General features: G+C 40.0%; 12 protein-coding genes. 1 reads left to right on the forward strand and 11 read right to left on the reverse strand.

Annotated features, from left to right (window positions below):
• Positions 1-4: 4 nt before the first annotated feature.
• The 4 genes from MKX57_RS20990 to MKX57_RS21005 form a co-directional block, all read right to left on the reverse strand.
• The gene (locus MKX57_RS20990) at positions 5-694 is read right to left on the reverse strand and encodes a heptaprenylglyceryl phosphate synthase (RefSeq protein WP_008173655.1); all 690 of its coding nucleotides are present in this window, start codon (positions 692-694) and stop codon (positions 5-7) included.
• A gap of 113 nt (positions 695-807) precedes the next feature.
• Positions 808-1,125, reverse strand: coding sequence for a YerC/YecD family TrpR-related protein (locus MKX57_RS20995; RefSeq protein WP_008173656.1), 318 nt, complete (start codon positions 1,123-1,125; stop codon positions 808-810).
• 15 nt (positions 1,126-1,140) lie between these two features.
• Complete coding sequence (locus MKX57_RS21000) at positions 1,141-2,196, reverse strand: DUF3048 domain-containing protein (RefSeq protein ID WP_342550575.1); 1,056 nt, start codon at positions 2,194-2,196, stop codon at positions 1,141-1,143.
• A 58-nt stretch (positions 2,197-2,254) separates the two neighbouring features.
• Positions 2,255-3,976, reverse strand: coding sequence for an adenine deaminase C-terminal domain-containing protein (locus MKX57_RS21005; RefSeq protein ID WP_008173659.1), 1,722 nt, complete (start codon positions 3,974-3,976; stop codon positions 2,255-2,257).
• A 199-nt stretch (positions 3,977-4,175) separates the two neighbouring features.
• Between MKX57_RS21005 and MKX57_RS21010 the strand changes: the two genes are divergently transcribed.
• Positions 4,176-4,601 carry a YgaP-like transmembrane domain gene (locus MKX57_RS21010; protein WP_089986790.1) on the forward strand — a complete coding sequence of 142 codons (426 nt, stop codon included), beginning with the start codon at positions 4,176-4,178 and terminating at the stop codon, positions 4,599-4,601.
• 113 nt (positions 4,602-4,714) lie between these two features.
• Here MKX57_RS21010 and purD read toward each other — a convergent pair whose 3' ends face one another.
• The 7 genes from purD to purQ form a co-directional block, all read right to left on the reverse strand.
• Positions 4,715-5,971, reverse strand: a complete 1,257-nt coding sequence (gene purD / locus MKX57_RS21015; RefSeq protein WP_090002992.1) for a phosphoribosylamine--glycine ligase — start codon at positions 5,969-5,971, stop codon at positions 4,715-4,717.
• 73 nt (positions 5,972-6,044) lie between these two features.
• Positions 6,045-7,571, reverse strand: coding sequence for a bifunctional phosphoribosylaminoimidazolecarboxamide formyltransferase/IMP cyclohydrolase (gene purH / locus MKX57_RS21020; protein ID WP_342530923.1), 1,527 nt, complete (start codon positions 7,569-7,571; stop codon positions 6,045-6,047).
• Positions 7,572-7,685: 114 nt separating this feature from the next.
• On the reverse strand, positions 7,686-8,255 hold the full coding sequence (gene purN / locus MKX57_RS21025) for a phosphoribosylglycinamide formyltransferase (RefSeq protein WP_171365958.1): 570 nt from the start codon (positions 8,253-8,255) through the stop codon (positions 7,686-7,688).
• Positions 8,255-9,310, reverse strand: coding sequence for a phosphoribosylformylglycinamidine cyclo-ligase (purM, locus tag MKX57_RS21030; RefSeq protein ID WP_008173664.1), 1,056 nt, complete (start codon positions 9,308-9,310; stop codon positions 8,255-8,257). The genes purN and purM overlap by 1 nt, the downstream gene beginning before the upstream one ends.
• 92 nt (positions 9,311-9,402) lie before the next feature.
• On the reverse strand, positions 9,403-10,827 hold the full coding sequence (gene purF / locus MKX57_RS21035; protein ID WP_008173665.1) for an amidophosphoribosyltransferase: 1,425 nt from the start codon (positions 10,825-10,827) through the stop codon (positions 9,403-9,405).
• Complete coding sequence (gene purL / locus MKX57_RS21040; protein WP_342550576.1) at positions 10,803-13,037, reverse strand: phosphoribosylformylglycinamidine synthase subunit PurL; 2,235 nt, start codon at positions 13,035-13,037, stop codon at positions 10,803-10,805. The genes purF and purL overlap by 25 nt, the downstream gene beginning before the upstream one ends.
• Positions 13,024-13,707: a phosphoribosylformylglycinamidine synthase subunit PurQ gene (purQ, locus tag MKX57_RS21045; RefSeq protein ID WP_008173667.1), complete on the reverse strand. Its 684-nt coding sequence runs from the start codon at positions 13,705-13,707 to the stop codon at positions 13,024-13,026. The genes purL and purQ overlap by 14 nt, the downstream gene beginning before the upstream one ends.
• Position 13,708: the final 1 nt, after the last annotated feature.

Genomic DNA, 13,708 nt, shown 5'->3' on the forward strand with positions numbered 1-13,708 from the left:
AAAATTATAACGTATTTTTAACAGCCTTAACAGTCGCAAGTGCCACTTTTAAATCATCATAAATAATATTTCCAACTACAACCGTATCTGCGAACTGGGCCATTTCCTCTGCCTGCTTGGCTGATGTAATTCCCCCACCATAAAATAGCTTAGTATGCTTTAATTCATTTTTCACAGCACTTACTACCTCTGGATTCCCGTAAATTCCACTGTACTCTAAATAAAATACGGGAAGTTTAAAGAAATTTTCTGCCATACGTGCATAGGCTACGATATCGTCAATTGATAAATCTGTTGTAGCACCTGTTACTTGTGCCACTTTACAATCTGGATTTAAAATACAATAACCTTCTGCAACTAATTCATCCCACACCATGATATCTCCAAATTCTTTAATTGCTGCATGATGCAAATTTTTAATCCATTTTGGATCATCACTATTTAAGACCGTCGGAATGAAGTAATAGTCATAGCCCGGTGTAATCGCATCAATCGTGGAAATTTCTAAAGCTATCGGGACTTCGAATCTTCTAACACGAACTAGTAAATCTAATACCCCATCCAATGTAACATTATCTGTGCCACCGACTAAAATAACGTCAGTTCCAGATTCACAAATTTTTTCTAAGTCTTCATCTGAAATGTCCTTTGCAGGATCTAACTTGAACACATGTCTCCATTCTAAATAATCCATTTATTTTACCACCTATCGTTTTCTATCTATTCGTTTACAAGTATAGCTTATGATGGACGACAAAAAAATGAAAAAGACTGAGTAGAACTTCTACCCAGTCTCATTTTCAACTATTATTTTGGTGCTTGAAACGGTTTCTCATCAGGATACAAACGACCTAGCATTTCATCATATGTATCGTTTCCATAATCAAAGCAACGACGAACACGTGAAATCGTTGCAGTACTTGCACCCGTTTCCTTTTTAATGGATTCATAGGTTTTCTTTAAACGCAATAAATGTGCAACCTCAAAGCGTTGTGCCAACGATTGAATTTCACTAATCGTACATAAATCATCAAAAAACTTATAGCATTCTTCGATGTCTTTCAGCTCTAACACTGCTTTAAATAATTGATCTGTTTGATGCCCTCGAATTTTTTCGATTTGCATGCAATTTTCCTCCCTTTAAGGCTGCGTTTTCACCATTGCTTGTAACCCTGGTGAAGATGGTACAAAATGGACCCAAGACTTTCCTGGTACTAGCTTTACAGGTTCCCCTGATTGCTCAACAGCCGTTGGTATTCCATTCACATTAGCCCATTTGACTTCCCTCAAATAGCCATTTTGAAATACATACGCATTTCCACCAGAAGTTAAATCAATTGTTTGGCGACCAATATCATCCACTATTTGGTGATCCATTTCAAAAAATAGAACATTTGCCAATGATAATGCTTCGCCGGTTAACATATCTTTTGTGTCCACGCCAGCCGATTGTCGTTCATAGTGATTACTTTGATGATCATACACATACGAATTGTGGAAATCTTCATTATTTCCATAGTAAATGTCAACTTGACTTGTTTCAATGCCTATTTTACCACGTTCATCGGGTTCATAAAAAGCCTGAAGTACTTTTTCACTGTAATTCATTGAAGCGCCTACCATTCCAGCACCTTTTATTATCTTTTCCGATGTAATATATGAATTGTGCGGTGCAACTCGTTCGCTTGAACGTTTAAAAAGTATACCATCATAAGCCATTCCATTGATATTATCGACTACACGATTATCGAGCATCGTTTTCGCCTCTGGACTATAGCCATGAGCTACATAAAAGGCATCGAAACCTTTTGCCATATCGATAAAATAGGAGCGTGCACTACGAACAGGTCCTATATTTTCAGGCAGCTCACTTTGATAAACTGCTAAAAAGCGAGTGACATTACCTTCTGCCAGCATCTCATAAATGATATCAGCTGCAGCTAACCCTGATTGTGGGCGTGCGGCTGGATGATTATTAATCGTCACGATAATAGGCCGCTGAGTTATTTCTTCTTGCACTGCCTCTCCTGTAAGTGGGGCTACGAATGCAGGTTGCTGCACTTGGTCATCAACTACGGTTTCTTCCTGTGCTACAGTCTCATCTTCTTCTTTGACCTTTGGTGTATCCTTCGAGCATCCTCCGATCACTAAAGCGCTAAATGCCATAGCCATTAATAACTTCCTTGATTTGAACACAAGCATTACTCTCCTTTGAACATTTACATATGAAAGCAACTGTTTACACTTTCATACATTAGCGCATAACAGCAGGTAATAATAACTTATTCTTCATTACATCGAAAATCCCTTTTGGTGTGATACGAATATATGGTAAATGAGTGGACTGTAAAAATAATAATGTGTAAATAGCATCCCCTAATTGATACCCACGATCTGCTAAAGCTTGCTTTAAAGCTTTTTCTTTCTCTGTTAGCGTCAATACATCCCCATCATATAAAAGCCCACCAATGGATAATGGTATTTCTGCAATGACTTCCCCTTTTTCTACAAGGACGATACCACCATTCATGGCCTTCATTTCTTCGAAGGCTTTGATCATATCTTCTTTATTTTTCCCGATTAATAAAATATCGCCTGTGTTTGAGTAGGACGATGCAAAGCCTTGAACACCAGTTGCAAACCCTTTAATCATTGTATTTACATGCCAGTGACCTTGTCGGTTTATTAACATTAAATAGCACTCATCGTGATTAGCCAGTTGCCCTTCTCTAGTAATTAATGAATTATACGGTTTTGTAATGACATCATTCACAAGCTCAATTCCAAAAGGCATTGAAAACTGGAAATCTTGTGAATCTAAGGAAAAATCTAAATTAAACGCAGGGATAGCAGAATAATCGATGGCTGCCAGTCTATGAACACGTTCTCCATCACGTTTTAGCCAAACACCTTTTGATAGGACACTTTCTGGTACAGGATGATATTCATCTTGTAAAATATTAAGGGAGGCAAAGCGACCTGTCGCGATAAAACCATGTAAATTGGACATATTATAATAGCGTGCTACATTATACGAAGCCATTTGGTAGGCATCTATTGGAGAAACTCCTGCATCTAAGGCTACTTGAATACACTTATCCATCACTCCATCTTCATGGAACGAAGGTGGTGAACCATCTGTTGTCATCATTAAATGATCAAAAATCGGAAGCTCTTTTTCTACGATTCCTTTTAATAGATGCGGTAAATCTGGTCGAATGGATGAATGACGTAATGTAACCGCATAGCCTTGCATGATACGGCGTTCCACCTCTTCCACTGTCATCGCTTCATGATCGCCATCTGCACCAAGAAGTTTCATACGTGCTAAAGTTCTCTCGGAGGCTCCAGGGAAATGACCTTCGATTTTTTTACCTAGTCCCTTTGCCATTTGCATGCGATACAGCATTTGATCGTCCCCATGTAACAGCTTAGGCCAGCCTGTCAACTCTCCGCCAAGCAAAACATCACTTCGCTCTAACCATTCTAATATAGATGTGTTAGAGAATACCTCTTCCTCCTGCTCCAATTCGGTTTGCGAATCAAAGCGAGTCCACCAATAAAAAGAAAACGGTAATTTTTTCAAATGATCTAAAATTGAAAACGCTTTCTTATTTTCTAAATTTAAAACAAAACTTAAATTATCGGAAATAAAAGTCGTTGTCCCTAGCTGACCACAAAAATCTGCAAAGGATTGCGGATGATACAGCTGGAAAGGATGTACATGTGGCTCAATATAGCCTGGTACAATTGTTTTCCCTGTACAATCCACAACTTCTGTTCCTTCTATTAAAGGAGGCATTCTGTCACCAGCATAGACAATGCGGTCCCCTAAAATCCAAATGTTTCCTACTACCCACTGTTTCAGCATACTATGCAAATACCTTGTATTTTTCAACACAATATCAGGTGCCTTTTTTCCATCAATTACTGCTAATTGCTGACGTATTTTTGTTATTTTCCATACTGGATCCATGCTATTCGCTCCTTCCTAAAATTACGTAATTTTTCATTGTGTAAAACCAATTTGGATTCACATACTACTATTGCATATCGCATACTTTCATAAAATTTATGCTTTATGCAATCATCTTGTTTCAATCGTAACACAGCACTTTCATAAAGCAAAGTGCACCTCGTCTATTTTTTCCACAATGACTAAAGGAGGAACTATTATGATGCAGCAAGCAAATTTAAGCGAAAAAAATGCATTTTGTCGTTTTGCCATGGGTACAAGTTTGACAGCATTTGGTATCGCTAAAGTTTCAAGAAATCCTAATTGTACAAAAGGTCGATTGATGATTGCATTAGGAGCCATGAAAATGGCAGAGGGACTCTTTAAATATTGTCCAACCAAGGCTCTCATGAGCACTAATATGCAAAATGCCATGAATACCTCTATGCAAAGTATGTTCAGTGGGCAAAATTCTATGTCCTCTGAGCAAATCGATAAGCTCATGAAGGATTTCTCTTCTGCAATAGCTGGCAATTCTTCAGGTTCACAAGCTACTGCTTCAAAGCAATCTGATAGCAGCGCTTCAACCCAAAATCCCTCAACAAGGAGCAATTCTACATCGAATAATGCTCAAAACCCTTCTTAGTCAAAGGAGCCGTCCCAATCTAATTTGGAGACGGCTCTTACCTCTTACGTTTGAAACTTTAAGAGGTTTCATAAGAGGAGTAAAAATATTTTAAATTTTAGTGAAAATAATGATTATTTGAATGTACGCCAGCCAATATCTTTGCGGAAGAAAAAGTGATCCCATGTTTCTTTAGCAATGCCAGCATATACTTTTTGCTGTGCTTCCTGTAAAGTAGGCGCTTTAGCCCCAACTAACAGGACACGACCACCATTCCCAACAAATTGACCATCTACTAATTTTGTACCTGCATGGAATACAGCATATGATTTAGATAGTTCCTCTAAATTCGGTAATGCTTTGCCTTTTTCAACATCGCCTGGATATCCTTCAGCTGCAATAACAACACCTAGCATAGCATCTTCCGACCATTGTAATTCAAATGGCTGCTCGTTCATTAATGCCATCATAAATGCACCAAAGTCGGAAACCATTCGAGGTAAAACTACTTGTGTTTCTGGATCACCAAAACGTGCATTAAACTCAATAACCTGAGGGCCCTTCTTCGTTAAAATTAAGCCTGCATATAAAATACCTGTAAAGGAAGCGCCATCCGCCTCCATCCCTTTAACAGTTGGCTCAACAATCGTTTGGTAAGCGATATCTATAACTTCTTGTGAGATTTGTGGTACTGGTGAGTAAGCACCCATCCCACCTGTATTAGGTCCTTTATCACCGTCATACGCACGTTTATGGTCCTGTGCAATCACCATAGGATAAATTTGTCCTTTATGCACAAAGGACATAAAGGAGAATTCTTCCCCGTCTAAAAATTCCTCGATGACAACGCGAGAAGATGATTCACCAAAGCGTTGATTGCCAATCATATCTTGTACAGCTTCAATAGCTTCTTTCTCTGTCATCGCCACAACAACACCCTTACCAGCTGCTAAGCCATCCGCTTTAATAACAATGGGTGCGCCTTGTTCTTTAATATAAGCAATAGCTTGTTCTGCTACAGTAAATGTTTGATGGGCTGCTGTTGGTATATTGTATTTATTCATCACTTCTTTTGCATACGACTTACTACTTTCTATTTGAGCTGCTGTCTTTGTCGGACCAAAAATACGTAATCCACGAGCTGTGAAGAAATCGACAATGCCTTCAGCAAGTGGTTGTTCTGGGCCGACAAATGTTAAAGCAATATCATTTTCCTTGGCAAATTGGGCAAGTCCTGCAAAATCCATAGTGTCAATATTAACAACCTCTACCTCGCCTCGCATTCCGTCATTTCCAGGTGCTACAAATACTTGGTTAACGGATGGAGAAATGCTAAATTGTTTAGCGATTGCATGCTCACGACCGCCACTTCCGATTACTAATACATTCATTTTAGAGAATCCTCCTCTTTGTGAGTAAGACCGAGATGAACCCACATCTCGGTCTGTTTTATGTCATTATTAATTAATGTTTAAAATGGCGTACGCCTGTAAATACCATAGTAATGCCGTATTCATTTGCTTTATCGATTGAATCTTGATCTTTAATAGATCCACCTGGCTGAATAATAGCTGTAATACCAGCTGTGGCTGCAGCCTCAACAGTATCACTCATTGGGAAAAATGCATCTGATGCCAATGCAGCACCTTTTGCTTTTTCACCAGCTTGCTCAAAGGCAATTTTCGCAGCACCAACGCGGTTCATTTGACCAGCGCCTACACCAAGTGTCATTTGAGAATCCGTTACAACAATCGCGTTTGATTTAACATGCTTAACAACAGACCAACCAAGTTGCAATGCTTCCCATTCCTGTTTTGTTGGTTCACGATCTGTTACTACCTTTATATCTGCATTGGCAAAACCGTAGCGATCCGGTTCCTGTACAAGAAGACCGCCCTCTACAGATACTACATTAAATTGATCTTGCTTCGCTTGCTCGAACGGAATTGTTAATAAGCGAATATTTTTCTTTTTCGTTAAAATATCGAGTGCCTCTTGTGAGAAAGCCGGAGCAATAATAATTTCTAGGAAAATATGACTTAGCTTCTCAGCAGTTGCTGCATCCACTTCCATATTCAGAGCGATAATTCCACCAAAAATAGATGTTGGATCTGCTTCATACGCTTTATCAAATGCTTCCTCTAGTGTGACACCTGTTCCAACTCCACAAGGATTCATATGCTTTACAGCAACTGCAGCTGGCATTTCAAACTCTTTCACAATTTGCAAAGCTGCATTCCCATCTTGAATATTGTTATAGGATAACTCTTTACCATGTAATTGTGTTGCATAAGCTAATGAGAAATCAGAGCCAAGACGTTTTTGGTAAAATGCCGCTTTTTGGTGCGGATTTTCACCATAGCGTAAGTTCTGCTTTAATTCATACGTCATTGTTAAGCTCTCTGGGAACTCTTCTTCTGTCAAATAGTTCGAGATATACGAATCATAGGTGGCTGTGTGACGGAAAACCTTTGCAGCCAATTTACGACGTGTCTCAATTGTTGTTGCACCACCAGCTTTTAGTTCCTCTAATACTGTTGCATAGTCATTGCTGTCTACGATGACTGTTACATATTGATGGTTTTTTGCAGCGGATCGTAACATTGTAGGGCCACCGATATCAATGTTTTCAATTGCATCATCCCATGTTACATTAGGCTTTGAAATTGTTTCAACGAAAGGATAAAGATTGACACAAACAATTTCTATTGGCTCAATTCCATGCTCATTCATTTGTGCCTGATGAGAGTCATCATCAAATTTCCCTAATAAACCACCGTGAATCATAGGATTTAATGTTTTAACACGGCCGTCTAAAATTTCAGGAAACTTCGTTACTTCATCTACTGCTGTTACAGCTACTGCATTGTCCTGTAGCATTTTTTTAGTACCGCCAGTTGATAAAATTTCATAACCTAATGCTACTAATTCCTTTGCAAATTCTAAAATACCATCTTTATTGGAAACACTGATTAATGCACGTTTTGTCACAACAATATCCTCCTAATTTTTATCGTGCTCTTGCACGAACTAACTTGCTGTCAAAGATTCATAGAGTTAGGTGTTGAGTGTTGAGTAAGGTTCTCGACCTAACTCCTCCTTCAGTTATTGTAATAATTGCTGTAAAGCCTTTGTATATAATAAATGCTCTTGCTTATGGATAGCAGCTTCTGTTGCCTCTCGATTTCCTTCAATAACAGGTACAGCAGCCTGTGCGATAATTGGGCCAGTATCCATTCCTTCATCAACAAAATGCACCGTTACGCCCGTTATTTTCACCCCATGATTCAACGCTTGTCCGATAGCATCCTTCCCAGGAAAGGCTGGTAATAAGGAAGGATGAATATTAACAATTCTTTGTGGAAAAGCCGCTAATAATACATCACTGATTAAACGCATATATCCTGCAAGCACAATCCATTTCACATCGCACTCATGTAGAGCATCGACAATTGCTGTCTCGTAAGCGGCTTTCGAGGTAAAATCTTTCGGGTTCAAGGCTAACACTGGAATTTCAAAGTGTTCAGCACGTGTCACTACATATGCACCGGGCTTATCTGTCACTACTAGCTCAACCTTTGCATGCAGTTCCCCACGTTTAATAGCCTCTTGAATGGCTTGAAAATTACTACCGCTTCCTGATGCGAACACGGCAATTTTTGTTGGTGCAGTCATTACACTAAACTCCCATCATGTGTTCCATTAAACACTACTCCGTCGCCTTGAATGACACGACCGATTGTATAAGCCTTTTCACCATTTGCTTCTACTGCTGCCATAACTTTATCAGCTTCTACTGCTGGAACAGCTATGACAAAACCGATCCCCATATTAAACACATTATATAAATCCTTATCATCTAACTGACCTTTATCCTTTAGGAATTCAAAGATACGTAATACAGGCCATGAACCTAAGTCAATTTCTGTAGCTAATCCTTCAGGCATCATACGTGGTAAATTCTCATAGAAACCTCCACCAGTAACGTGGGCACAGCCGTGTACATCTGCTGCTTTTAAAGCCGCTAATACAGGCTTAGCATAAAGCTTTGTTGGGACTAATAGTGCCTCGCCGATTGGACCTAAATCTTCATAGTCTTCTACAATGGCATCCACCGCATATTGATGATCTGCAAAAACAATTTTACGTACTAAAGAATAACCGTTTGAATGCACACCACTCGAAGCAATACCAATAAGTACATCGCCCTCGACAATTTTTTCTCCTGTCACAATGGCAGACTTTTCACAAGCCCCCACCGCAAAGCCAGCTAAATCATATTCATCTTCTTCATATAGACCTGGCATTTCTGCTGTTTCGCCACCAATTAGAGCTGCACCAGATTGCACACAGCCATCCGCAACCCCTTTAACAATTTGCTCAATTTTTGCAGGCTCTGCTTTCCCAAGTGCTACGTAATCTAAAAAGTATAGCGGCTCCGCTCCTTGTGCAACGATATCATTCACGCACATTGCTACACAATCCACACCAATAGTATCGTGCTTGTCTACCATGAATGCTAGCTTTAGCTTTGTCCCTACACCATCAGTTCCTGAAATAAGAACAGGTTCTTTTAGATTTAGTTCTGACAAGTCAAACATACCACCAAAGCCACCAAACGTTCCCATGACACCTAGTCGGTTCGTACGTTCTACATGAGATTTCATTCGTTTTACAGCTTCATAGCCCGCTTCAATATTTACACCTGCTTGTTCATATGCCTTTGACACGCAGAGTTCCTCCTTATCATCTAAATCGCCTACGAGTATCCTAGAACTTTTTATAATCTCCTAGAAGAGACTCATTCATTGCGATGTATTTCTTAACGTAATAGTTCCTTTTCATGTGGTAAGATGGTATCCGGGAATATCTCAGTTGGATATTTACCTGTAAAGCATGCAAGGCATAGTCCACGGTTTTCATCTTCATATGGACGTGCAATGGTCTCAACCATGCCTTCAACAGAAAGGAAAGTCAGAGAATCTGCACCAATTACTTCACGAATTTCATCTACTTTATGACTAGATGCAATAAGTTCCTCATGTGTTGACGTATCAATGCCATAATAACAAGGATTTGTCATAGGTGGGGACGAAATAACCACGTGAACCTCTGCTGCACCAGCATCTTTTAACATTTTGACAATTCGACGTGAAGTTGTTCCGCGTACAATAGAATCGTCCACCATAACTACGCGTTTACCTTTGACAACTTGAACAACTGGTGAAAGCTTCATTTTCACACCACGTTCGCGTAATTCCTGTGTCGGTTGAATAAAAGTACGTCCTACATAACGATTTTTAATCAGACCAAGTTCATAAGGTATACCACTTTCTTCTGCAAAACCGATGGCAGCTGAAATACTAGAATCTGGTACCCCAGTTACAACATCAGCCTCAATATGTGCACATTCACGAGCAAGCTGTTTCCCCATACGTTTACGTGCCATATGGACATTAATACCATCAATATCCGAATCAGGACGTGCCAGATATACATATTCCATCGCACACATAGAACGCTTTTCCATATCAGCAAAGCGGTCTGACTTAACGCCCTCATCGTTAATAATCAATAATTCACCTGGTTCTACAGAACGAACGAATTCTGCTCCTATTAAATCAAATGCACAAGTTTCAGAAGCTACTACCCAGCCTTCTCCTAACTTTCCAAGAGAGAGCGGGCGTAAACCATGTGGATCACGTGCAACAAGCATTTCATCCTTTGTCATAATTAAGCAAGAATACGCACCCTTTAATAATGAAAGGGCATTTTTCACCTTAGCCCGAAATGGTGAATGCGAACTTTTCTTAATAAGATGCGCCAGCACTTCTGTATCAGAGCTAGAATGAAAAATACTACCTTGTCGCTCTAAATACTGTTTCAGATGTGTCGCATTGACTAAGTTACCGTTATGGGCAATGGAAAGGCTACCAGTTGAGGAATGGAATAATAATGGCTGTACATTTTCAATACCACCACCACCAGCAGTTGTATAACGAACATGGGCAATTGCTGCTTTGCCGTTCACTGCCTTTAATTTATCTTCGTTGAAAACATCATTAACTAGTCCTTCGCCTTTTACCGCGCGAAGGTGCTGACCATCAGAAACGACGATACCTGCGCCTTCTTGACCACGGTGTTGAAGAGCATGAAGCCCGTAATAACTAAGGTGCGCTGGATTTGGGTTACCCCAAATGCCAAACACCCCACATTCTTCGTTTAAGCCTCTGAGTTCAGCAAGCATGGGATTGCTCCTTTCCAATTAGAACGGAATTCCTCCACTGTACCTTCTACAAGCACACCTTTGTCCCCGTTGATTTTAACAAGTGCATCGTTTGTTACGACACCAATTTTATGAGCATCTTTGATGATTTCGACAAATGCAGCTGCATGTTCTTCTTTAACTGTAACAACAAAACGTGATTGACTTTCACTGAATAACACAGTTGTAGCAGAACCCGTTAATGTAACATCAACACCAAGTCCATTTGCACTGAAAGTTTTTTCTGCAATAGCCACTGCAAGACCACCTTCAGCGACATCATGTGCAGACTGTACAAGACCAACTTTTATAGCTTTTAATAAAGCCTGCTGACGTGCTGCTTCCACCTCTAGATCGATAGCTGGTGCTTTCCCAGAAATAACGCCATTATTTAATAATTTTTGAAGCTCTGAACCACCGAACTCAGTCGTTGTTTCACCAATGACAAATACGATATCTCCTGCAGCTTTTACTTCCTGTGTTGTAACATGTGCTAAGTCTTCAATTAGACCTACCATACCAATTGTTGGTGTTGGATAAACGGCTTCACCTGAACGCTCATTATAAAGCGATACGTTACCGCCAATCACTGGTGCATTCAATGCTGTACATGCAGCCGAAATACCATCAGCAGATTTTTCAATTTGCCAGAAGATTTCTGGCTTCTCTGGATTACCAAAGTTTAAGCAGTCTGTAATTGCAAGTGGTGTACCACCAGAAGCAACAATATTACGAGCTGCTTCAGCCACTGCAATAGCTCCGCCCACCTCTGGATCTAAATAAATATAGCGAGAGTTGCAGTCTGTTGTCATGGCTAACCCTTTATTTGTACCACGTACACGAATAACGGCAGCATCTGAGCCTGGTTTAACAACAGTTGACGTACGAACCTGATAATCGTACTGATCGTAAACCCATTCTTTCGAAGCAATTGTCGGTGCTTTTAATAAAGCATTTAATGTTTCTTTATAATCCATAACAGCTGGCTCTGTATTTTCAATTGCTTGGAACTGAGCATAGTAAGCAGGTTCAGCAGATGGTTTATGGTAAACTGGTGCATCCTCAGCTAACGCATCAGCAGGTACTTCTGCCACTACTTGTCCATTGTGTAAAAGACGAAGCATTTTATCATCTGTTACACGGCCAATTGCTACCGCATCTAAATCATATTTATCAAAAATCGCCTTAATTTCATCTTCGCGACCCTTTTTCACAACTAATAGCATTCGTTCTTGAGATTCAGATAGCATCATTTCGTATGCTGTCATACCTGTCTCACGTTGAGGTACTAAATCTAAATTCATTTCTACACCAGAACCAGCCTTTGAAGCCATTTCTGCTGAAGAAGAAGTAAGACCAGCTGCGCCCATATCTTGAATCCCAACTAGAGCATCAGATTTTACAACTTCTAAACATGCTTCAAGTAAAAGCTTCTCCATGAATGGGTCCCCTACTTGTACCGCTGGACGTTGATTTTCTGATTCCTCTGTTAATTCTTCAGAAGCAAATGTCGCACCATGAATTCCGTCTCGTCCTGTTTTCGCACCCACGTACATAACTGTATTTCCAACACCTGCTGCAATACCTCGTTGAATATCTTTATGATCAATTAAGCCTACACACATGGCATTAACAAGTGGATTGCCTTCATAGCAAGGATCAAATTGAATTTCGCCACCTACTGTAGGGATACCGATACAGTTACCATATCCAGCGATCCCAGCTACGACTTCTTCAAATAGATATTTACCTCGCGCTGATTTTAATTCACCAAAGCGTAATGAGTTCAGCATGGCGATAGGACGTGCCCCCATAGAGAAAACATCACGGATAATACCGCCAACACCAGTGGCAGCCCCTTGATATGGCTCAATTGCAGATGGATGGTTATGAGACTCCATTTTAAACACTACGGCTTGCTCGTCACCGATATCAACAATACCTGCACCTTCACCAGGTCCTTGTAAAACTTGTGGCCCCTTTGTAGGGAATTTACGTAATACCGGCTTTGAATTTTTGTATGAGCAGTGCTCAGACCACATTACTGAGAAAAGACCTGTCTCTGTCCAATTAGGTAGACGTTCTAAAATACCTTCTACCAATGCAAATTCTTCGTCTGACATCCCCATACCAGCGTATAGCTTTTCGTCTTTAATTTGCTGTGCTGTTGGCTCAAACTTAGTTGTTGACATGATTTTCCCTCCACTGCTTCACAATTGATTTAAATACTGCTAAACCGTCTGCGCCACCCACCAGTGCATCAACAGCTCGTTCTGGGTGAGGCATCATCCCTAATACATTGCCGCGCTCGTTTATAATCCCTGCGATATCTTCTAAAGAACCATTTGGATTGTCGCCTGAGTATGTGAATACGATTTGATTATTATCTTTTAGTGATTGTAAAGTCTCCTCATCACAGTAGTAATTCCCTTCACCATGTGCGATTGGGATATGAATAATTTGATCTTGCTCGTATTGGTTTGTGAATAATGTATTGTTGTTCTCCACTTTTAGCTTCACTGTACGGCACATAAATTTCAAGTTTTTATTGCGTAATAAAGCACCTGGCAATAGCCCTGCTTCTGTTAGAATTTGGAATCCATTACATACACCTAGTACAGGTTTACCAGCGTCTGCTGCTTTCTTAACTTCTGCCATAATGTTAGATTGATTAGCCATTGCACCACAACGAAGATAATCTCCATATGAAAATCCTCCAGGTACTAATACGCCATCAAAGCCACTTAGATCTGTTGCTGTATGCCATACATATTCTACTTCTTCACCTAGCTCGTCTTTAATCGCATGATACATATCGATATCACAGTTTGACCCAGGGAATACGAGTACTGCGAATTTCATG

The organism is Lysinibacillus sp. FSL M8-0216 (assembly GCF_038595555.1).
In the GTDB taxonomy this organism is placed as follows: Bacteria; Bacillota; Bacilli; order Bacillales_A; family Planococcaceae; genus Lysinibacillus; species Lysinibacillus fusiformis.